Raw genomic sequence first — 21,435 nt, 5'->3', positions numbered from 1 at the left:
CGGGGAGGCGCGGGAGCGCCCCCCTCGGTCGGCAGACAAGTCAGTGGGAAAGCATCCACTTGGCGACGCTGGTCTGCACGTTCACATCCTTGGTGTCGATGATCTTGTGGTCTTCCTCGGTGCCGTCATCGAGCTTGACCTTCTTGCCGGAGGTCATGTGCTTGATGGCCTCCTTCTCGTCCAGCTTCTTCTCCTTGTACTTGGCGGAGATCTTCTTGAGCGAAGGCCCCTTCTTGGCCTTCGTCTCGTGGTGGCACTTGTGGCAATCGTTTTCCTTGAAAATTTTCTCGGCGGCTGCGGCGTCCACCTGGGCAGTAGCGGTCAGCGGCATGGATACGGCGGCGGCGAGGATGATGACCAGGCCGGGGCTGTAGAGACGTCGAATCATGAGAACTCTCCGGGTTTTCGGTTAAGGCGGGAATGGAATTGATCGAAACCTGTCGCTGGCTTGCCCGACGCCTCCGGCGCTGTATGCGCCGGAGGCGTGGCCAAGCGAGTCGGAGGATCAGGGTAGTTTGACGGCCTTGATGTCGGCCTTGGTCCTGGCGCCGATACCCAGCGTCTTGACGTAGGACACGAAGTGGCCGCGCGTCGTGATGTTGTCGTCGTGAGTGGCGAAGCCGACGTTATAGACGCCGCCCTCTTTCAGCATCTTGTCGTCGGCATTGGTCAGGCCGAGGGGACGCACGATCACCACCGTCCACATGCCGGCATTCCAGTTGGCGATCGCGTTGTTGTCGGCGGCAGAGCCTTTCGCATCCTCGCGGCTGACGATGTAGTCGGGGATCATGTCGCCCTCTTTCCAGTCGGCGTTGGGATCGAACGGCACGGCGTTCTGCTCGCGGACCAGGAAGAGGTCGCCCTTGCGCGCCTGGCTGTCGGCGCGGATGGACTTGAACCCGACTTTCTTCTCGTCCCACATGAACTTGGGCTGATGGGTCTTGCTATCGGCATTACCGCCGAACATGTCCTTGCCGGCATCGGCCAGGCGGAATTCCAGCACATAGCCGTCGTCCGCCATGCCTACCGGATAACTGCGATGCGCGCGCCACTGGATCAGGTCGACGAATTTGCCTTCGGCCTTGAGCTTGGCGATTTCCTCGACGGACTTGCCGGTCTTCCAGTCCGACGGATCGGTGCGGCTGTCGGGCAGGTACTTGCGCACGTCGCCCTTCTTGATCGCGGTCAGCAGCGGGTTCGCGGCGACTTCTTCCTTGGTGAATTGCTTCGGCATGTCGCGCTGGCCGTCATGGCAGGTCAGCCAGCAGCCCTGCTTGGCGAAGCCCGCCACCTTGCCGTCGTCGATCATGATCGACATGCGGTCTTCGTAGATGCCAGGCTGCTTGCCTTCCTGCACTACCTTGTCGAGCTTGGGATAGCCCCAGACCTTCCATTCCTTGCCGTCGAAGCGCAGGTACTGGTGCTCGGTGCCGGCATAGGGGTTCTGCGTCTTCCACTGGAAGCGCAGGTAAGCATTCTTCTTGTCGTAGGCGGCCTGCACATGGAGATCGACATTGCCGTTCTTCTTGCCGGCGATGGCTGTCGGCTCGAGCGGATGGCCGCCCTTGAGGATCTTGCGGCCCTGCAACACTTCCTCGTCCGACGCATCGTGGCACGAGGTGCAGGAGTCGCCCCGCGCGGTTTCCTTGGCGGCACCCTTGTGGGCATCGCTTCGCAGCCATTCGTAGGAAGACTGGCCGGGATAGAACAGCTGGATCTTTTTGGCCGGAATCTTGGCCCAATTGATGGTTGCCGGATCGGCAGCCATGGCGGAACCGAATGCCAGCATGGACATGGCGAGAATCATTGTGCGCTTGGTCATTTTTTCACCTCGTTTAGGGTCATTGCCTGTGAGGCAGTCCGCAATTCCCGTGCCAAAGCGGGAACCCTGCATTTCGAAGAGAAAGGGCGCGAACGCCCGAGTCGAACCGTCGCTTATTCGCGACAGGTGTCACTGATCAGTGACAACGCCCCAGCGTTTCATGCGCACGTAGAGGTTCTGCCGCGGGATGCCGCTGAGGCGGGCCGCCTCGGAGACATTGCCGCCGGCCGCATCGAGGATGCACTTCAGGTAGTCGCGCTCGAAGAGGGCGCGCGCTTCCTCGTACGCGGCCGGCCCGGACGTGGTTTCTGACTGGGCTGCGCCGACTGCCGGCGGGACGTCGCCTGGGCACAGATGCATCGTGTCGATGGGACCGCCGGGATGCAGTGCCACCGCGCGCTCGATGCAATGTTGCAACTCGCGCACGTTGCCCGGCCATTGCGCGGCTTCGAGCATGCGCACCGCTGCGGGCGTCAGCGGCCCGCAGGACTTGCCGAACTTGGCGTTGAAATGCTCGAGAAAATGCGTGGCGAGGAGGATGACGTCGCCCGCGCGCTCGCGCAGCGGCGGCAGCCGCACCGCAACGACGTTGATGCGGTAGAACAGGTCTTCGCGGAAGCGGCCGGCCTTGACCTCGCCCGCCAGCGCGCGGTTGGTGGCGCAGATCAGGCGGAAGTCGGCCTGGCGCGGCTGGGTGCTGCCGATGCGCATGCACTGGTGGTCCTGCAGCACGCGCAAGAGGTTGCTCTGCAGCTTGGGGCTCATGTCCGCGATTTCGTCGAGGAACAGGTTGCCGCCGTTGGCCTTCTCGAAATAGCCGGCGCTGGCCACGCTGGCGCCGGTGAAGGCGCCCTTCTCGTAGCCGAACAGCAGGCTTTCCAGCAGCGATTCCGGCAGCGCGCCGCAATTGACCTCCATGAAGGGTTTCGCCGCGCGCGGGCTCCAGGCGTGGATCAGTTTCGCCACGACGTCCTTGCCGGTGCCGCTCTCGCCCTCCAGCAGCACGGTGGTGTCGAGGCCGGCCACCTGGCGTACCTGGCCGAGCATCTGTTCCATGGCCGGCGAACGACCGATGACCGCCGGCGTGCCGTCGCCGAGGCGCGCGCGCAGGTCGTCGATCTCGCGATAGGCGCGGTCGAGCTCGAGCGCCTTGCCGATCACCGCCTCGAGCGTCTCGAGGTCTTCGAAGGGCTTGTTGAGATAGTCGAACACGCCTTCGCGCACCGCGGCGACGGCCTCGCGCACGTCGGCGTAGCCGGTCATCAGGATGCTGACCAGCCGCGGCCGCCGCGCGCGGAACTCGCGCAGCAGCTCGATGCCGTTGTCCGCGGGCAAGCGCTGGTCCATCAGCACCAGGTTGAAGTCCTCCGCCGTGAAAAGCTTGCGCGCTTCGGCGCCGTCGGCGGCGAGGCGCACGTCGGCCGACTTGCCGATCAGTCGGTCGAGCAGCGTGCGCGTGTAGTGGTCGTCGTCGACGATCAGGACCTTGGACTTGGTCGAGGGGGGCATGGCGGAAGTCATTGTGGCAACCAGATCGCAAATTGCGTGCCACCGTCGGGGCGGTTGCTTGCCGTGACGTGGCCGTCGTGCAGCAAAACGACGTGGAGCACAACGGGCAGGCCGAGGCCGGTGCCATCGGCGCGGGTGGTGAAGAAGGGCACGAAGATCTTCTCCATCACCTCGGGCGCGATGCCGCGTCCGCGATCCGCGACCGCCAGCGACCAGCCGGGCGACCCGCTGACGGGATCGGGCTGTGGCTCGAGGCGGATATCGATGCCGGCGTTGCCTTCGGTCGCCTGGGCGGCATTGAGCAGCAGGTTGAACAGGGCGTGGCGGATCAGGATGGGATCGACGTTCAGCACCGGCGGCTCGGCCGGCAGCTGCACATCGACCGGCAGGTGTCGCGGCTCGGCCTGGCGGAACATCAGCACCGTGTCCTCGATTAGCGCCGCCATCGGCGTCGGCTTGCTCTCGAAGCACGATACCTTGGAAAACTCCAGCATGCGTCGCACGAAGCCGCGACAGTCCTCGCCGGCGCGGCGGATTTCGGCAAGGAGTTCGCGGGTTCGCGCCGGGCCGTCACCGGCTTCTCCGATTTCGCGCTCGGCCAGCTGCGCCATGTTGACCACGCCGACCAGCGGGTTGTTGAGCTGGTGGGCGATGCTGCCGACCATGGTGCCGAGCGCCGACAGCTTCTCCATCTGCAGTATGCGCTGGTGCTCGGTGTCGACGCGCAGCAGCCGGTGCTCGAGTTCGTGCTGGCGGCGGTAGTCCTTTTCCACGCGTTGCAGCGCGACGTAGAAGACGCCGAACACGCCGGCGGCCACGGCGAGGCTCAGCAGGACCACGGCGGCCATGTAGCCGTTGAAGGTCGACTCGAGCAAGGTAATGTCGCGGAGGATGACCAGCTTGCCGATCTGCTGGCCGCCGGCGTCGGCCAGCGGCACCGCGGCCATGTGCAGCGAGCGCCCGCCGTCCTCGATCTTGGCGCTGTCTCCGCCCAGCAGGCGGGCAAGCACACGCTCGTCCAGCGCTGCCGGCAGCCGGGTCATGGTCTGCGCCTGTACGACATGGCCGGAAAAGCGCTCCCAGTCGCCCTGGCCCTGCCGCTGCATCAGCGTCTGGCCGCGCTGCCACTGTTCCTGCGCCACGAAGCGCTTGTCGACCAGCACCAGCAGATCCACAGCGAGGTTGTCGCGCACCTCGTCGATCACGTGCTTGATCTCCTCGCCGACCTCGACGTAGCCGAGGTCGCTCTCGCCCTGTCGCCAGGGCATGACGAGGCGCAGCGTCAGGGTGCCGAGCGGGCCGAGTTCGAGGCCATGCACCGGCTGCTTGCGGCTGCTCGCCTGCACCATGGTGGCACGATCGATGCGGTCGTCGTGCTCGGTCGGAGTGTGAAGGCGATAGAGGTTGACGCGGTCGGGCCCGGTGAAATACAGGTGGGTGATGCGGTGGTCCGAGCGCAGGGCTTCGAACAGGTCGCGGGCGTTGCGTTCCAGTTCGCCGCGGTCGCCGTTGCGGAACGCATGCTCGATCGCCGCGTTGCTCATCATGGTGCGCACCACGGCGCGCATCAGGTTGGCGTCTTTCTCCAATTTGACTTCGAACAGCTTGGCCACCGCCGCCGAGCGCTCGGCCAGGTCGCGGTCGCGCACGCTGGCCTCGACCAGGTAGATGGCCGTCGCGAAGACGCTCATGATGACCACCAGGGCCACGGCGAAGGAGCCCATGAAGGCGGCCCTGACGCGACGCGGCTGCATGGCGGGGGAGACGGAGTTCATCGGGCCGAAGTGTGCACTCCTCGCCCCGGGGTGGCAACCGGCTAGCGCAATCCGAGCAGCCGCCCGAGCTTTTTCAGCGGCGTGTCGGCACACCAGGCATAGAGCGCGTCGTAGATGACCATGCCGTGCTTGAGCATCTCGTGGTCGTCTTCGAAGTTGAGCGACAGGCCCTTCGAGATCGCCAGCAGTCCTGCTGCTTCCTTGGCCAGCTGCGGTGCGCCGCAGTCTGCAGCGCGCACGATCAGGGCGAGCTTGTCGAGCGCCGCGTCGCGCAATGCGTACTTGGCGATGAAGGCGTCGAAGCTGCAGTGGTCGCCGTGGTGGCCGAGTTCGACGCCCGGCACGTCGTAAGGAATCGCGCCGGTCTCCTGCGCCACGCGCATGACGTCGCCGCCCGGCACGTAGAGGAATTCCGGGCTTTCATCGACGAAGCGCGCCACCAGCCACGGGCAGGCGATGCGGTCGATCTTCGGTCGCTCGCGCGTGATCCACTTCATGACCATGCCTCCGCCGGGTCGCCCCAAGGAGGCATGCGCCCCCCTGTGGGGGGCAGCGAGCCGCTTTTGCGAGCGTGGGGGGCTCTCATTTCTTCTTCACCTCGCCGCCGGCCGCCTTCCAGCCCTCGATGCCGCCCTCGATGAAGCAGGCGTCGAGGCCTTCGGCATGCAGCGCATCGACGACGCCGTTGGAGACCGAACCGCCGCGCACGCAGTAGAGGACGATGTGCCTGTCGCGCGGCAGATGGGCGGCCCATTCGGCGAGTTTCTCGGGGTCGTGCCAGGTCGCGCCGGGCAGGGCTTCGCTTGATGAGTCGAGATCGGCCTTGCGCCGCACGTCGATCAGGTGCTTGTCGGCCAGCGTGGCTTTCAGTGCTTCGGGCTTGATGGTGCGTTCCATGATCTTGTCCTCAGGCGATGAAGGAATAGGCGAGGCCGAACAGCGCGCAAGCGCCGATGACCTTCATGATGTCGGCCTTGTACTTCCACAAGGCGACGAAGCAGGCGATGGCGATGACGACCGGGATGGCGTCGAAGGGGCCCGAGAACGGCGCGGCCTGGGTGGCCTTGGGCCAGAAGGTGTGCCAGGCGAAGAACACGGCGAGATTGAGGATCACGCCGACCACGGCGGCCGTGATGGCGGTCAGCGGTGCGGTGAATTTGAGTTCGCCGCGCGTGGATTCGATCATGGGTCCGCCCGCGATGATGAAGAAGAAACTGGGCAGGAAGGTGAAGAAGGTCGCCACCGTCGCGCCGGCCAGTCCCGCGGCGACGGGGTTGCCGAGCACCGACTTGGTGAAGCCGCCGAGATAGCCGACCCAGGTCACCACCATGATCAGCGGCCCCGGCGTGGTCTCGCCCAGCGCCAGGCCGTCCATCATCTGCGGGCCGGTGAGCCAGCCGAAGTGCTCGACCGCGCCCTGATAGACGTAGGGCAGCACGGCATAGGCACCGCCGATGGTGAGGAAAGCGGCCTTGGTGAAGAATTCGCCCATGTTGTAAAGATCGGCGCTGCCCCGCAGCGCCAGCAGCGACGCCGCGCCGATGACGACGAAGATGGCCGTGGTGGCGACGAGCTTGCCCCAGGAGAATTTCGCATGCGCGGGCGGCGGGGTGTCGTCGTCGATGATCGCCGGGCCGTAGGCTTTGTTCGACGCGCCGTGGCCGCCGCCGGCCTTGAACTTGGAAGGCATCAGCTTGCCGCCGATGGCGCCGAGGATGGCGGCCGCCAGCACGATCCACGGGAAGTCGATGTCGAAGAAGAGGATGCCGACGAAGGCCAGGACGGCGATGGCGAACAGGGTCTCGTTCTTGATCGCGCGCGAGCCGATGCGCCAGGCCGCGAACAGCACCACGGCGACCACTGCCGGCTTGATGCCGTAGAAGATGCCCTTCACCGCCGGCACCTCGCCGAAGTTCAGGTAGATGCCGGCCAGCAGCGACAGCAGCACGAAGGCCGGCAGGAAGAACAGCACGCCAGCCGTGATCGCGCCCCTGACGCCATGCATCAGCCAGCTGATGTAGATGGCGAGCTGGATGGCCTCGGGCCCGGGCAGCAGCATGCAGTAGTTGAGCGCGTGGAGATACCTGTGCTCGGAGATCCAGCGCCTGCGCTCGACCAGTTCCTGGTGCATCATCGCGATCTGCCCGGCCGGGCCGCCGAAGCTGATGAAGCCGAGCTTGAGCCAGTACTTGAAGGCCTCGCCCAGCGTGGGCGTGGGCGGCGCTGTGGTGGGGATGGCGGCGTCAGTCATTGGGGTTCTCCTGTCGGTAGTTGTTGTAGAGGCCGTCGAAGACGCGGCCTGCTTCCTTGAGCAGCTTGTCGTCGTCGCTGGCATCGGCGCGCAGGCCGGCCAGCACGGCTTCGATGCCGGCCGCTTCGGCCACCGGTACGCCGCCGACGTCGAGGCAATGGACGATGGGGGCGATCCTTGCCAGCGCCGGGTCCGTGTCGAGACCGAAGCTCGCCATCAGCACCTCGAAGGTGACGCGCTCGGGTTTCCCGGCGACGTGGGTGAACGTCGCGCCGTCGAAGTCGAAGCCCAGCGCGTCGGCCGGGCAGTCGGCGGGCGTTGCCAGCCAGATGAACTTCGCCTTGCGGTCGATGAAGCGGCGGATCAGCCAGGCCGAGGCCATGCGATCGACCCAGAGCTTTTTGCGCGTTGCCCAGGTTCGTCCCGAAAAGTCGGCGCTGGCGAGACGGCTGATTTCTCCCGGCGCGGTGCGCGGCTCGCCCGGGGCGAGGCGCGTCGCGAGTTCGGCCAGCGCCTGCCGCGCCTGCTCCTGCGCCGGGCCGGGGAAATAGTCGATGGCGGCAAGCTGGGAGAGCTCGCGCATCAGCCGCCGCAGCGTCTTTTCGTCCGCCGCCTCGTGCGTCGCCGCGATCAGCGCTGCGTACTCCGTACCGCGCCCGAACAACTGGCGGAAGGCTTCGTCCTGCGCCGCGTCGGCCGCGATGTGCAGCACTTCGGCGCTGCCGCCGGCCGCGCGGACATCCTCGGCCAGCGCGCGCAGCGCTTCGCCCGGCGTTTCCCGCGCCGGCAGCAGATAGACTCCGTCGCGCAGCGTGGCGGCGCCCAGCGCCTTGACGGCGCGCCACAGCCGCATGCGCGCGGCGGTGTTGGCCGTGGGCAGGGTGGTGACGAGGGTGAGCCATTCGACAAGTTGCAGCATGTAGCGTATTCTACATAACTGTTATGAGCTCTACAACAGTCTTTGCAAGCCATGACCGTCGCCGCCTCTACGCCGCGGCTTTCCTGCGCGCGCTGGCCACCGGCATGGCCGGCGTGCTGCTGGGGCTCTATGTCGCCCGGCTGGGCCTGTCGGCGAGCTGGCTGGGCGTGGTGCTCAGTACCGGTTTGGCCGGTGCGACGCTGTCGGTGGCGGTGGCCACCTGGTGGGGCGACCGGCTCGGCCGCAAGCGTTCCCTCCTGTGGCTGTCGGCGCTCTCGGCCGGCGGCGGGGTGCTGCTGGCACTGGGTGCCGGCGGCGGGGTGATCGTCGCGGCGGCGCTGCTGGGCATGGTCAACGGCATGGGCCGCGACCGCGGCGCCGCGCTGGTTCTGGAGCAGGCCATCCTGCCGGCGACCACCGACGACGCAGGTCGGACGCAGGCCTACGCCCGCTACAACCTGCTGATGGACATCGGCCACGCACTGGGCGCGCTGGCCGGCGCGTTGCCCGAGCTGCTGGCGCTGGCCACCGGCATGGACGAGCTGGCGGCCTATCGCGCGGCCTTCCTCGTCTATGCGGCGCTGCTCGCCGCGGGGCTGCCGCTCTATGCCGGGTTGTCGGCGGCGGCCGAGGCGCCGGCGCGAACGCAGCGGCTGGTGGTGACGGCGGAGAGCCGCCGCGTGCTGGCGAAGATCTCGGCGCTGTTCGCCATCGACAGCATCGCCGGCGGCTTCATCGGCGCGGCGCTGGTGTCGTGGTTCTTCTTCGAGCGCTTCGGCGTCTCGGCCACGGTGATCGGCCTGCTGTTCTTCGGCGCGCGGCTGATGAACGCGGTCTCGCACCTCGGTGCGGCGTGGCTGGCGGCCCGCATCGGACTGGTCAACACCATGGTGTTCACCCACATCCCGTCGAGCCTGCTGCTGCTCACCGTGCCGCTGGCGCCGACTTTTCCCATCGCGGCGATCCTCTTCCTGCTGCGCGAGGGGCTGGTGGAAATGGACGTGCCGACACGCCAGTCCTACGTGATGGCGATGGTGAAACCGGAAGAGCGCACCTTCGCCTCGGGCGTGACGCACCTGGTGCGGCTCGGCGGCTGGGCCGTGGCGCCGGCCTTCGCCGGCTGGCTGATGCAGGCGGTGGCGCTGGGCGCGCCGCTGGCCGTCGGCGCGGTGATGAAGATCGGCTACGACCTGGCGCTGTGGGCGTCGTTTCGGAAGCTCAAGCCGCCGGAGGAACGCTGAAGGCGCAGCCTCAGTTGCGCTTCTTCAGCGGTGTCCAGAATATGGCCTTGACGCCAAGCTTGGTGGCGAAGGCCTTGGCCATGCGCTCGCCGACCATGAGGTTCCGGCCGCCGTCAGGGGTGGCACTGAGGTAGATGTCGGCAAGCTGATCGTCGGTCAGCCCGGTCGCGCCGGCGCCATGCCATGCCTTGATGGCACTGCAGGCATCGTGATCGAGGAGCAGCACCTTGTCGCGCGACGCCTGCGGAAGTTCGACGACGATGCCACCCTGGGTTTCGAACGCGCGTGCGGGGCCGAAGCGCGTGCGCAGTGGCGGGCCTCCCGCCGGCGTCGCGGTTCCTTCAAGGATCAGCAGCTCGTTTTCGCTGAGTTCGCTGTCGCCCGCTGCTTCCCATGTCCTGAACGTGCCATCGCCTGCAGGCTGTATCAGCAGGGTGCCAAGTCCGGTGCTGCCGTCGGCCGCATGCGCCGTCGCCGGCGGGATGGCGAACGCCGCGACGATCGCGGCGACGAGGAGGGCGTGCCGACGGAGTCGTGCCGTCATGGCGACAGGATCGGCGCCGTCAGTGCCGGTGCGGGATTGCGGCGGGCGCGCATGGGCATAAGCGGGAGAGAAAGTCGTGTATATTAGAAAACGATTATCGATTCGCCAGAAATTGAAATCCCGAGCGATCGTGGGGACCATAATATGCCCTCGCGATCACCCCTAGGAGACATCGTGGCCCAAATGCTGACGGTTTCGCGCGCCGCGCACCTGATCGGCGTGACCCGCGCATCGCTGCAAAAAATGATCAGTGCCGGTGAGTTGTCGTCCTTCGACGGCATGGTTTCGAGCGAGGACCTGACGCGGCTGTTCCCCGACATCCGCCTCGAGGAGTCCGGCGCCTTCGAGCGAATCACCAAGATTCGCGAGGAGGCCTTCGGCCGCCGCGTGCGCGAGCGCATCCTCCCCAACCAGGAGATCCTCGCCGAGCGCCTCGCCGCGCAGAGCGAGGAGCTCGAAGATGTCCGCCGCCACCTTGCCCACTACCATGACCTCATCGAAGCCTTGCGCGAGCGGATGGCGCTCGCCGCCAACGACTCGCCGCAGGATGCCCTCGCCGACCTCGCCAGTTTTCTCGACCAGGGGCTCGCCAGCGTGCTCGGCAGCGAAGAGCCGGCCGACGCGGTGGCGGTGATGGACGAGGTGCTGCGCGTGGTGTCCGCCCATGTCACCGTCAAGCCCTCGGGCCGCGAGTTCTTCGTCGAGGGCAACGAGAGCGTGCTCAAGGCAGCGCTGCGCGCCGGCCTCGCCCCGTCCTACGGCTGCGGCAACGGCAACTGCGGGCTGTGCAAGGCGCGCGTCGTTTCCGGCAAGCTGCACCAGGTGCAGCAGAGCGACTACCTGCTTTCCGCCAACGAGCGGGCGCAGGGTTATGCGCTGCTGTGCTCGCATACGGCAGTGTCCGACCTCGTCGTCGAGATGCTGGAGGCGCACAGCGCGGCCGACATCCCGCAACAGGAGATCGTCGCCAGGGTCAAGAGCGCGACGCCGCTCGACGGCGAGGTGATGATGCTCCACCTGCAGACGCCGCGCAGCAACCGCCTGCGCTTCCTCGCCGGGCAGAGCCTGACGCTCTCGGTCACCGGCAGCACCGCGACCTTCCGTGGCGACTACGCGATCGCATCCTGCCCTTGCGACGACCGCAATCTGCTTTTTCACATCCGCCGGGACGACGGCGACGAATTCGCCCGCCGCCTGTTCGCCGGCGCGCTGAAGGCGCAGGACGCGGTGAGCATCTTCGGCCCTTGGGGTGACTTCATTCTCGACCAGGATTCGCGGCGGCCGCTGCTGTTCATCGCCTGCGACACCGGTTTCGCGCCGATGCCGAGCCTGATCGACAACGCGCTGGCCGCCGACGAGATCGGCACCATGACCATGGTGTGGGCGGCGACGCGCCCGGGCGGCCACTACCTCGCCAATCAGTGCCGCGCCTGGGCCGACGCCCTCGATGACTTCCGCTACGTGCCGCTGACGGCGGCCGACGCCGCAGCCGCGGCCACGGCGGCGCTGCAAGCCGTGCGGCAGCAGCCCGAAGATCCCGCCGCCTGCGATGTCTATGTCGCAGGCGGGCCTTCCTTCACCCCCGCCGTCGTGGACGGCCTGCGTGCCGCCGGCGTACCGGAAGCGCAGATTCATTCCGTAATCTACTGATGCGTCCCGCCCAGCTCTCTTTCGTTCTCGAACGCGAATTCCTCAGCACCGCCGAAGGCCACCACACCCCCGTCATGCTGTGGGGCCCCCCCGGCGTCGGCAAGTCGCAGATCGTCGCCCAGATCGCCGCCCGCCACGCGGTGCCGGTCATCGACATCCGCCTGTCGCAGATGGAGCCGTCCGACCTGCGCGGCATTCCCTTCCGCGTCGGCGACCTGGTGCAGTGGGCGGTGCCGGCGCTGCTTCCCGATGCGGCGCGCCACGGCCAGCGCGGCGTGCTCTTCCTCGACGAGATCACCTCGGCGCCGCCGGCCGTCTCCGCCGCCGCCTACCAGCTGATCCTCGACCGCCGCCTCGGCGACTATCGCATCCCCGACGGCTGGGCCATCTTCGCCGCCGGCAACCGCCAGGGCGACCGCGGCGTCACCTACGCCATGCCGGCGCCGCTGGCCAACCGCTTCTCGCACTTCGAGGTCGACGTGAACCTCGACGACTGGGCCTTCTGGGCCTACGCCAACGGCATCGACGAGCGGCTGATCGGCTTCCTGCGCTTCAAGCCCGAGCTGATCTTCGACTTCGATCCGGCGAAGACGCTGGCCGGCGAGATGGCCTTTCCCAGCCCGCGCTCGTGGGAATTCGCCCACCGCGCGCTGCAGAAGTTCGGCGATCATCCCGAGATGCTGGTCGGCGCGCTGGCCGCCTGCGTCGGCCACGCCGCCGGCGTCGAGTGCGCCGCCTACATCGACAGCCTCGACCGCCTGCCCGACCTGGATGCCATCACCGAAGGTCGCGAGGCCGCGGTGCCGGCCGAGATCGACCTGCAGTACGCCGTGGCCGCCGCGCTGGCCGGCCGCGCCCTGCGCGCCAAGGGCAAGCCCGAGGCGCAGCAGGTCTGGGGCAACATCCTCGACTACGCGCAGCGCCTGCCGCTCAAGGAAATGGGCGTGATGCTGGTCTCCGACATGCACCGCGGCATCGGCGCGAACCTCTTCGCCGTTCCGCAATTCGCCGGGTGGGCCAATGCCGTCGCCGACGTTATGCTCTACGAGTGAGGCGGCGGCTGTGCCGCCCGAGGTGGCGGCGCCGTCCAGCCCGGCTGCGGACAAGCTTGCCGCGGCGCGCACCAAGCTCATCCTTGACAAGCCTTTTCTGGGGGCGTTGGTGCTGCGGTTGCCGCTGGTCGAGGCCGGCGCCTGGTGCCGCACCACCGGCACCGACGCGCGCAAGCTGTACTACAACCCGCAGTGGATCGATAGCCTGACCACGGCCGAGGTGCAGTTCGCGCTGGCGCACGAGGCACTGCATTGCGCGCTCGGCCACTTCGCCCGCCGCGGCCACCGCGTGCAGCGCAAGTGGGACCTGGCCTGCGACTTCGCCATCAACCCGCTGCTCATGGACGAGGGCCTCAAGCCGCCGCTGGGTTCCCAGGTGCTCGACCTCTATCGCGGCATGGCCGCCGAGGAAATCTATCCCTGCATCGACGACGAGCTCGACAACGAGACGCTCGACGACCACGTCTGGGACGGCGACGACGGCGGCCAGGGCGGCGGCGGGGGCGAGCAGGACGATGTGCAGGGCAAGGGCGGCAGCGATCCGCAGGAGATCGATCCGGACGCCGGCGGTGCCACGCCGCAAAAGGCCGGCGCCGGCGGCACGGCGGGCGACGGCCCCGACGGTCCGCCGCCGCCGCTGTCCGCCAAGGAAAAGGAGCAGCTGCAGAACCAGTGGCAGCGCCATCTCGCCGCCGCCGCCCAGCGCGCTCGCGAAGCCGGCAAGCTCTCCGGCAACCTGGCGCGCCTGACCGATACGGCGCTGGCGCCGCAGGTGTCGTGGCGCGCCGCGCTGGCGCAGTACCTGTCGCAGGCCGCGCGCGACGACTACACCTGGTTGCGGCCGTCGCGGCGCGAGGGCGACGTGATCTGGCCCAGCCTGCGCAGCCACTCCGGCGAAATCTTCATCGCGCTCGACACCTCGGGCTCGATCGCCGACGCCGACCTCGCCCAGTTCGTCGGCGAGCTCAATGCCATCAAGGGCACGCTGCCGGTGCGCATCACCCTGTTCGCCTGCGACTCCGACCTGCACGCCGACACGCCGTGGATCTGCGAGCCGTGGGAGGAATTCCGCCTGCCGCGCAAGTTCGAGGGCGGCGGCGGCACGGCCTTCGCGCCGGTGTTCGACTGGGTCGAGAAGAGCGGCGGTCATCCGGACGCGCTGGTGTATTTCACCGACGCCGAGGGTGAATTTCCCAAGGTCGCCCCCAATTACCCGGTCTTGTGGCTCATCAAGGGCAAGGCGCCCGTACCGTGGGGCCGCCGCATCCAACTCAACTAATGAAAGCCGAACTTTCCCCCGAGGACTCGCTGCGCCTCAATGTCCTTCTGGCCGGCGAGGTGCACGCCATCCGCATCGACGAGGGCGCGCTGACGCTCTACGCCCTGACGCCCAAGGGCGAGGCCAAGGTCAGCCTGCACCGCAACTGCCGTCCCGACCTCTACGTGACGCGGGTGCGCGAGCTGCTCGGCGGCCATGCGCTCGGCTCCCCCGGCGGCTATCCGGTGCATTTGCGCCGCTGGTCGCGCCTGGGTCGCGCCAGCCCGCAGAACCTCGAACCGCTGCTGAAGCTGGGCGAGCCCGAAGCGGTGATCGCCGTGGCGCTGGCGCCGACCCTGACCGACGAGATCGCGCGCCGCGCCTGGTGGGCGCTGCCGACCATGGAGGTGGCGCGCTACATGCTGATGCATGCGGCGGTGCGCGAGGGCGCCATGGGCAAGGTGCTGGCCGATTTCCTGATCGAGCACCTGCCGTTCGAGGAAGATCCGATCCAGGCCATGAACTCGATCCGCGCCGTGATCGGCGCCGACCTGCTCGATGCCGCCGAGGGCGAGCTGCTATGGGCCAAGGCCAAGCGCCGTCCGCACTACTTCATCGGCTTTCTCGAACACCGCCCGGACGACCTGCCGGCGGAAGGGGAGCGTTCCCTGCCCGGCGAAGTCGCGGCGCAGGCCGCCGCCGGCGATGCCTGGGCGCTGCAGCTCGCGCGCTGCTATGCGCCCAGCGGCCAGAGCTTCCTGCTCGCGGCCGAGATGGCGCTGGAAAAGCCGCCGGCGCACGAGGCCGTCTACCTGTTGCTGGACATCCTCGGCGCCTACTTCGCTGCGGTGCGCGATGCCGAGGCCATGACCGGATACGAATCCGAGGCCGCGGCCATGCGCGCGCTGTCGCGCCTCTCCAACGCCGACGCCGAACCGATCCTGACGCGAACAACCGCGGTCGGGCCGTTGATGCGGCGGCATCTGCAACCGCTGTTCGAGCCGCTGCTGCAGCACATTCGTGTCTTGAGGGGACAACCATGAGCCCCCCACGCTCACCCTCCAACTCGGCGAGGGCCCCGCATTCGTTCGCTGCCCCCCACAGGGGGGCGCAGCCTCCCTTGGGGCGGCCCGACAGGAGGCTGACATGAAAGGTGGCGTGTATCTCGACGCCGAGTCGCCGCAGCTGGTGCAGGCCCGCTACGCCGTGGTCAACGTCAAGCGCAGTTCGCGCAAGCGCTTCGCCGAGAACGTCGTGACGCCGGTGGCCGATGCCGCTGCGGCGCTGGCCGCCGCCGATCCGGCGCACGACCTGCATGCCGCCGAGGTGATGGGGCCGTCGCGCTCCTCGGAGGGTTTCAATTTGTACTATCTGGTTCGCTGGCTGGAGGACTGAAATGGTCGCAGAGAAGAAAATCATTCCCATCGTCGCCGCGGAGGACGCGGAGGAAATGTCGGCCTGTGCCGCCGCCGAGCCTTTCGCGCTGATGGTGCTCGGCGACAGCATGGAGCCGGAGTTCGTCGAGCGCGACATCATCATCATCGAACCCGAGGGCCTGGCCACCGATGGCTCCTACGTCCTGGCCTGGCTCAACGACGAGCACATCTTCCGCCAGTTGGTGAAGCACGGCGAGAAGTGGCTGTTGCACCCCCTCAATCCGTCCTATCCCGACGCCGAGATTTCCGGCCTCGAAGCTGTCCGCGGCGTCATCATCCAGAAGAGCAAGCCCGGCCGCCGCAAGGAAGCCAAGCGCTACGTCGAATAACCCCATCCCATAAAAAGAGAGAACCATGCCGTACTACATCTACCGCGTTTCCACCGGACCGGTGAAGATCCTCGAAAAGATCACCGAGTTCGACGCCTTCAAGGACGCCTCCGCCGAGGCCAAGCGCATGCGCAAGGAAGTCGATCTCGCCAAGATGAAGATCAAGGTGGTGTTCGGCGAGAACGAGATCCAGGCCGAAGAGGCGCTGATGTCGGTGCGCGAGGCCGAGCCGCTGACCGGCGACGACTGGTAACCCTGACTCGCGGCGATGGACGAAACGGCCTACAAGTCGGCGCGCGGCGAGATCAACCGGCTGCCCTGCGTCTTCGAGAAGGCGCTGCTGTCGCGCTGCGTGGTGTGCGAATTGTCGGTGCGGCACCTGCTGGCCGAGCGCGAGACCGTCGCCTGCACCGATCCGCCGGCGCATGCCGCCTGCGGCGAGCTCTCCGGCCTGTTGCGCGAGAAATCGTCCTTCGCCCTCAAGCTGACCGAGGCCGTGCGCATCCTGCCGCACGCCATGATCATGAAGATCCAGTGCGGTGGGCTCGGCGGCCTCAGGGACGTGCTCGATCCCGAGGCGCCGGCACCCGACGTGCACCGCCTGGTGCGGCGGGCGCAGGCCGAATACGGCGCGCTCGAGGCGCTGCCGTTCTCGCGGATCGTCCAGGGCGTATCGCACTGGCAGGGGCGAAAGCGTAACGCACCGAGGGATCCCGACTGATGGCGCTGGCCCGCCTCGACCGCCTGATCGACGCCGTGCAGCGCAACTGCCACGTTACCGATGCCCGCCATGCGCGCGGCATGACCTTGTGCAATTACCTGCTCGAAATGCGCGAGTTCTTCCGCTGGGAGCACGGTATTCCGCTGGGCGAGTCGCCGCCGCGCAGCGAGGTCGGGCCGTGGCTGTCGGCGCGCGAGGCGCTGTGGGAGCAACTCGAGCATGCGGATTTCGCCGCCATCCCGCTCGACGAGCGCAGCGCCGAGCCATTCGATGTCGCCGCCATCAACGCGCGGCTGCTGCCCGAGGGCCTGATCTACGGCGCCGGTATCGGCCGCTTCCACAAGCCGCACTTCTTCCTCGGTCAGCTGCGTCGCCACGTCACCGAACACGGTGCCCGCGTGCTGGTCTGCGGCTGCGAGTACGCGCGCGACCTCACGGCGATTCCCGCGGCGCTGCAGGGCGACACCATCGTCGTGCGGCAGGAGGCGCTGCGGCAGTGGCTGTGGGAAAAGGCCGAGGCCTGGGGCCTGAAACAGCAGCGCGGCGCGATGCGATCGGCGCTCGAGGCCTACGGCTATTTCGACGATGCATCCGCCAAGGGGACTTCCTCCGGGGCGCCGGCCGCGCTCGAACGCATGACCGAGGGCGAGACCGAGACCCTGATCCTGCACGAACAGGGCGAGTTCCTGGCCGGCCGCCGCCTCGGCCCGGAATGGGAGGTCATGCTGTCCGGCCTGAAGCGGCGGCGCGCCGAACTGCTGCTGCGCGCGGTGCGCGACAACTGGGCCGACTGCCTCAGCACCCTGCCGCGGCTGCTCGAGCGCGATGCGGACGCCTCGCTGCATTTCTGGTTCTCCAATTTCGACGGCATGCGTCGCGAGCTGTTTCCGCAGCTCGTCGCGGCCTACGCCGAATGGGTCGAGGGCAGGGGGCGCCAGCCGCTGGAACGCGCGGTGGCGCAGGGCGCGGCGCATTGGGGCGAGGTGGCGGCGGCGATGCTGGGGCGGTTCAACGAGCTGGGCAGCGGCGTCGATGCCGAATTCGAGCGGCGCACTCACGATCTCGCCCCCATCGTGCGCTGACGCGGCATAATTCACTGCGCCGCCCGTTTATTTTCGCCGCCTCCCCGCGATGAACCCAAGACAGCACACCGCCGAACGCGACCAGGATTTCTCCGACATCGACGCCGCGATGCGCCAGCGCCTGCTGGCCGAACTGGCGAACATCGTGCCGGCGTCGGCGCTGCTGTCCACGGCCGAGGATCTGAAGCCCTACGAATGCGATGGCCTTTCCGCCTATCGTCGCCTGCCGCTGGCCGTGGTGCTGGCCGCAAGCGAGACGCAGGTGGTGGCGGTGCTGAAGACCTGCCACGAGCTTGGCATTCCGGTCGTGGCGCGCGGCGCCGGCACCGGCCTCTCCGGCGGCGCTTTGCCGCACGAGAACGGCGTGGTGCTGAGCCTCGCCAAGATGAAGCAGATCCTGCACCTCGATCCGGTCGCGCGCCTCGCCGTGGTCCAGCCGGGCGTGCGCAACCTGGCCATCTCCGAGGCGGCCGCGCCCCACGGTCTCTACTACGCGCCCGATCCCAGCTCGCAGATCGCCTGCACCATCGGCGGCAACGTCGCCGAGAACTCGGGCGGCGTGCATTGCCTCAAGTATGGCCTGACGGTGCACAATGTGCTGCGCGTGCGCGGCGTCACCATGGACGGCGAGGTCGTCGAGTTCGGCAACCATGCGCTGGATGCCCCCGGCTACGACCTGCTCGCGCTGATGATCGGCTCCGAGGGCCTGCTCGCCGTCGTCACCGAGGTGACCGTCAAGCTCACGCCCAAACCCGAGGTGGCGCAGGTGATCATGGCCAGCTTCGACGACGTCGAGAAGGCCGGCAACGCCGTGGCGGCCATCATCGCCGCCGGCATCATCCCCGCCGGCCTCGAGATGATGGACAAGCCCGCCACGGCGGCGGTCGAGCCCTTCGTCAAGGCCGGCTACGACCTGAATGCGGAGGCCATCCTGCTCTGCGAGTCCGACGGTACCGTCGACGAGGTGGCGGAGGAGGTCGCCGCCATGCGCGCGGTACTCGAGGGCAGCGGCGCCACGGATCTGCGCGTGTCGACATCCGAGGCCGAGCGCCTGCGCTTCTGGGCCGGGCGCAAGGCCGCGTTCCCCGCGGTCGGCCGCGTCTCGCCCGACTATTACTGCATGGACGGCACCATCCCGAGGAAGCGCCTGGCCGAGATGCTCAAGGCGATCGCCGGCATGGAGAAGAAATACGGCCTGCGCTGCGCCAACGTCTTCCACGCCGGCGACGGCAACCTGCATCCGCTGATCATGTACGACTCCAATGTGCCGGGCGAGCTCGAGCGCACCGAGGCCTTCGGCGCCGAGATCCTCGAACTCTCGGTTGCCCTCGGCGGCACCATCACCGGCGAGCACGGCGTCGGCTACGAGAAGATCAACGCCATGTGCGTGCAGTTCCAGCCCGAGGAGCTCAAGGCCTTCCACCGCGTCAAGGTCGCCTTCGATCCCATGGGCCTGCTGAACCCGGGCAAGGCGGTGCCGACGCTGCACCGCTGCGCCGAGTTCGGCCGCATGCATGTCCATGGCGGCGAACTCAAGTTTCCGGAACTCGAAAGATTCTGATGATCGAACAGTTCCGCGAGCGCATCCTCGACAAGAAGCCGCTGCGCCTGCGCGGCGGCGGCAGCAAGGATTTCTACGGGCAGGAACGGCGCGGCGACATCCTCGACACCCGCGGCCATGCGGGCATCCTCGACTACGAGCCGACCGAGCTCGTGATCACCGCGAAGTGCGGCACGCCGCTCGCCGAAATAAAGTCGGCGCTGGCGGAACGGCGGCAGATGCTGGCCTTCGAGCCGCCCGCCTTCGGCGATGCCACCATCGGCGGTGTCGTTGCGGCGGGCCTCTCGGGTCCGCGCCGCGCTGCCGTCGGCGCCGTGCGCGACTTCGTCCTCGGTGTGAAGATTCTCGACGGCGAGGGCCGGCTGCTCACCTTCGGCGGACAGGTGATGAAGAACGTCGCCGGCTACGACGTCTCGCGGCTGATGTGCGGCAGCCTCGGTACGCTCGGCCTGATCACGGAGGTTTCGCTCAAGGTGCTGCCGCTGCCGGTGGCGGAGGCAACGCTGCGCTTCGATTGTCCGCAAGGTCGGGCGCTGGAACTGATGAACGGCTGGGCCGGCAAGCCGCTGCCGGTGTCGGCGACCTGCTGGCACGACGACGCGCTGACTGTGCGCCTGTCGGGCGCGCGGGCGGCGGTCGATGCAGCCGCCTCGAACCTCGGCGGCGAGAAAGTCGGCGCGGCCGAGGCGGCGAGTTTCTGGGACGATCTGCGCGAGCAGCGGCACGCCTTCTTCTCCGGCGACGCGGCGTTGTGGCGCCTATCCGTACCCTCGGTCGCGCCGGCGCTCGACCTGCCCGGCGCCACGCTGATCGAGTGGGGCGGCGCCCAGCGCTGGGTGCGCTGCGTCGAGGGGAGTTGCGATGCACGCGCGGCGGCGGCGAGCGCCGGCGGCCACGCCACGCAGTTCCGCGGCGGCGACCGATCCGTCGGCATTTTCCAGCCGCTCGACCCGGTGCTCGGCCGCATCCATCGCGACCTCAAGCGCGCCTTCGATCCGCACGGCGTGTTCAATCCCGGCCGGCTTTACCCCGACGTCTGATGGAAACCCATCTCGCCGAATTCATCCGCGATACCAGCGTCGGCCGCGAGGCCGAGGCGATCCTGCGCACCTGCGTGCACTGCGGCTTCTGCACCGCGACCTGCCCGACCTACCAGCTGTTCGGCGACGAGCTCGATGGGCCGCGCGGCCGCATCTACCTGATCAAGCAGATGCTCGAGACCGGTGAGGCGAGCGAGAAGACGCGGCTGCACCTCGACCGCTGCCTCACCTGCCGTTCCTGCGAATCGACCTGCCCGTCGGGCGTGCATTACTCGCGCCTGCTCGACATCGGCCGCGAGGTGGTGGCCAGCCGCGTGCCGCGTTCCGGCGTCGACGGCCTGACGCGCTCGGTGCTCAAGCATTTCCTGCCGCGCCCGGCGCTGTTCAACCCGGCGATGCGCCTGGGCCAGATGATGCGCCCCTTGCTGCCCGCCGCCCTCAAGGCCAAAGTGCCCGAGCGGCGCGATCCGGGCGCCGTGCCGGCGCCGCGGCGGCAGCGCAAGATGATCGTGCTGGCCGGCTGCGTGCAACCGGCGATGGAGCCGGGGATCAACGCCGCGGCGATGCGCGTACTCGACAGGTTGGGTATCTCCCTGGTCGAAGCCGGGCGCGCCGGCTGCTGCGGCGCGCTGCGCCTGCATCTCGACGACGCCGAGGGAGCGCGCGACGATGCGCGGCGCAACATCGACGCCTGGCTGCCGCTGCTCGACGCCGGCCATGAGGCCATCGTCATGACGGCGTCCGGCTGCGGCGTGCAGGTGCGCGAGTATGCCCACCTGCTGCAGGACGATACGCGCTACGCCGCCAAGGCCGCGCGCATCGCGCTGGCGACGCGCGACATCAGCGAGGTGGTGATCGCCGAGAAGGCGGCGCTGGTCGATTTGCTGGAAAAGTCGGCGCCGGCTCCACGGCGACGCGTGGCCTTCCACGCCTCCTGCAGCTTGCAGCATGGCCAGAAGATCCGCGGCGTGGCCGAGGAGCTGCTGGCCGCAGCGGGCTACGCCTTGACGCCGGTGAGCGACGCCCACCTCTGCTGCGGATCGGCCGGCACCTACTCGGTGCTGCAGCCGCAGATCTCGACGCAACTGCGCGACAACAAGCTCGGCGGGCTCGGCGTCGGTGGCGCGCAGCCACCCGAGGTCATCGCCAGCGCCAACATCGGCTGCATTACCCACCTGCAGAGTGGCACCAGGCTGCCGGTGCGGCACTGGATCGAGCTGCTCGACGAGCGTATGGGCGCCTGAA

22 protein-coding genes are annotated in these 21,435 nt (G+C 68.1%); 13 read left to right on the top strand and 9 right to left on the bottom strand.

The genetic code is table 11. The annotated features are described in order from the left end of the window. Positions 1-40: 40 nt before the first annotated feature. From EJE94_RS00930 to EJE94_RS00895, 8 genes are all read right to left on the bottom strand, one after another. Positions 41-388, bottom strand: a complete 348-nt coding sequence (locus tag EJE94_RS00930; RefSeq protein ID WP_121239623.1) for a c-type cytochrome — start codon at positions 386-388, stop codon at positions 41-43. A gap of 117 nt (positions 389-505) precedes the next feature. Further along, positions 506-1,822 carry an ethylbenzene dehydrogenase-related protein gene (locus EJE94_RS00925; RefSeq protein ID WP_121239622.1) on the bottom strand — a complete coding sequence of 439 codons (1,317 nt, stop codon included), beginning with the start codon at positions 1,820-1,822 and terminating at the stop codon, positions 506-508. Between the two features lie 129 nt (positions 1,823-1,951). Continuing rightward, entirely contained in the window at positions 1,952-3,331 is a 1,380-nt protein-coding gene (locus EJE94_RS00920) for a sigma-54-dependent transcriptional regulator (protein WP_121240514.1), read from the bottom strand. Between the two features lie 8 nt (positions 3,332-3,339). Then, positions 3,340-5,106, bottom strand: a complete 1,767-nt coding sequence (locus EJE94_RS00915; RefSeq protein ID WP_121239621.1) for an ATP-binding protein — start codon at positions 5,104-5,106, stop codon at positions 3,340-3,342. Positions 5,107-5,147: 41 nt separating this feature from the next. Beyond that, the gene (locus tag EJE94_RS00910; protein WP_121240513.1) at positions 5,148-5,603 is read right to left on the bottom strand and encodes a chromate resistance protein ChrB domain-containing protein; all 456 of its coding nucleotides are present in this window, start codon (positions 5,601-5,603) and stop codon (positions 5,148-5,150) included. Between the two features lie 85 nt (positions 5,604-5,688). Further along, positions 5,689-6,003 (bottom strand): rhodanese-like domain-containing protein, encoded by a 315-nt coding sequence (locus EJE94_RS00905; RefSeq protein ID WP_121239620.1) that lies wholly within the window; start codon positions 6,001-6,003, stop codon positions 5,689-5,691. 10 nt (positions 6,004-6,013) lie between these two features. Continuing rightward, a complete protein-coding gene (chrA, locus tag EJE94_RS00900) occupies positions 6,014-7,357 on the bottom strand; it encodes a chromate efflux transporter (protein ID WP_121239619.1) in 1,344 nt (447 codons plus the stop codon). Next, entirely contained in the window at positions 7,350-8,276 is a 927-nt protein-coding gene (locus EJE94_RS00895) for a chromate resistance protein ChrB domain-containing protein (RefSeq protein WP_121239618.1), read from the bottom strand. The genes chrA and EJE94_RS00895 overlap by 8 nt, the downstream gene beginning before the upstream one ends. Before the next feature lie 23 nt (positions 8,277-8,299). On the opposite strand from EJE94_RS00895, the gene EJE94_RS00890 reads away from it, so the two are divergent. Beyond that, positions 8,300-9,517, top strand: coding sequence for an MFS transporter (locus tag EJE94_RS00890; protein WP_121239617.1), 1,218 nt, complete (start codon positions 8,300-8,302; stop codon positions 9,515-9,517). A 10-nt stretch (positions 9,518-9,527) separates the two neighbouring features. On the opposite strand, the gene EJE94_RS00885 is transcribed toward EJE94_RS00890, so the two are convergent. Continuing rightward, positions 9,528-10,202: a hypothetical protein gene (locus EJE94_RS00885; protein WP_124962377.1), complete on the bottom strand. Its 675-nt coding sequence runs from the start codon at positions 10,200-10,202 to the stop codon at positions 9,528-9,530. Positions 10,203-10,244: 42 nt separating this feature from the next. On the opposite strand from EJE94_RS00885, the gene EJE94_RS00880 reads away from it, so the two are divergent. From EJE94_RS00880 to glcF, 12 genes are all read left to right on the top strand, one after another. Next, positions 10,245-11,711 (top strand): 2Fe-2S iron-sulfur cluster-binding protein, encoded by a 1,467-nt coding sequence (locus tag EJE94_RS00880; protein WP_121239615.1) that lies wholly within the window; start codon positions 10,245-10,247, stop codon positions 11,709-11,711. Continuing rightward, complete coding sequence (locus tag EJE94_RS00875) at positions 11,711-12,763, top strand: AAA family ATPase (RefSeq protein WP_121239614.1); 1,053 nt, start codon at positions 11,711-11,713, stop codon at positions 12,761-12,763. Before EJE94_RS00880 ends, EJE94_RS00875 begins: the two co-directional genes overlap by 1 nt. 22 nt (positions 12,764-12,785) lie before the next feature. Continuing rightward, positions 12,786-14,042 carry a vWA domain-containing protein gene (locus EJE94_RS00870; RefSeq protein ID WP_243642484.1) on the top strand — a complete coding sequence of 419 codons (1,257 nt, stop codon included), beginning with the start codon at positions 12,786-12,788 and terminating at the stop codon, positions 14,040-14,042. After that, entirely contained in the window at positions 14,042-15,064 is a 1,023-nt protein-coding gene (locus tag EJE94_RS00865) for a sulfur reduction protein DsrS (protein WP_121239612.1), read from the top strand. Before EJE94_RS00870 ends, EJE94_RS00865 begins: the two co-directional genes overlap by 1 nt. A 103-nt stretch (positions 15,065-15,167) precedes the next feature. After that, positions 15,168-15,416 (top strand): hypothetical protein, encoded by a 249-nt coding sequence (locus EJE94_RS00860; protein WP_121239611.1) that lies wholly within the window; start codon positions 15,168-15,170, stop codon positions 15,414-15,416. Position 15,417: 1 nt separating this feature from the next. Next, on the top strand, positions 15,418-15,786 hold the full coding sequence (locus EJE94_RS00855) for a S24 family peptidase (protein WP_121239610.1): 369 nt from the start codon (positions 15,418-15,420) through the stop codon (positions 15,784-15,786). Positions 15,787-15,811: 25 nt separating this feature from the next. Next, entirely contained in the window at positions 15,812-16,039 is a 228-nt protein-coding gene (locus EJE94_RS00850; RefSeq protein ID WP_121239609.1) for a hypothetical protein, read from the top strand. A 15-nt stretch (positions 16,040-16,054) separates the two neighbouring features. Then, positions 16,055-16,507 carry a hypothetical protein gene (locus tag EJE94_RS00845; RefSeq protein WP_121239608.1) on the top strand — a complete coding sequence of 151 codons (453 nt, stop codon included), beginning with the start codon at positions 16,055-16,057 and terminating at the stop codon, positions 16,505-16,507. Further along, positions 16,507-17,589, top strand: a complete 1,083-nt coding sequence (locus tag EJE94_RS00840; protein ID WP_121239607.1) for an Sfum_1244 family protein — start codon at positions 16,507-16,509, stop codon at positions 17,587-17,589. Before EJE94_RS00845 ends, EJE94_RS00840 begins: the two co-directional genes overlap by 1 nt. A gap of 109 nt (positions 17,590-17,698) precedes the next feature. Continuing rightward, the gene (locus EJE94_RS00835; RefSeq protein ID WP_207855688.1) at positions 17,699-19,150 is read left to right on the top strand and encodes an FAD-linked oxidase C-terminal domain-containing protein; all 1,452 of its coding nucleotides are present in this window, start codon (positions 17,699-17,701) and stop codon (positions 19,148-19,150) included. Next, the gene (gene glcE, locus EJE94_RS00830) at positions 19,150-20,190 is read left to right on the top strand and encodes a glycolate oxidase subunit GlcE (RefSeq protein WP_121239605.1); all 1,041 of its coding nucleotides are present in this window, start codon (positions 19,150-19,152) and stop codon (positions 20,188-20,190) included. The genes EJE94_RS00835 and glcE overlap by 1 nt, the downstream gene beginning before the upstream one ends. Beyond that, on the top strand, positions 20,190-21,434 hold the full coding sequence (glcF, locus tag EJE94_RS00825; RefSeq protein WP_121239604.1) for a glycolate oxidase subunit GlcF: 1,245 nt from the start codon (positions 20,190-20,192) through the stop codon (positions 21,432-21,434). The genes glcE and glcF overlap by 1 nt, the downstream gene beginning before the upstream one ends. The last annotated feature ends 1 nt before the right edge of the window (position 21,435 follow it).

Origin of the sequence: Sulfurisoma sediminicola (assembly GCF_003865015.1) — a bacterium.
Classification (GTDB): Bacteria; Pseudomonadota; Gammaproteobacteria; order Burkholderiales; family Rhodocyclaceae; genus Sulfurisoma; species Sulfurisoma sediminicola.
The sequence above is the reverse complement of the archived record's forward strand: the minus strand, read 5'-3'. Positions and strand labels throughout refer to the sequence as shown.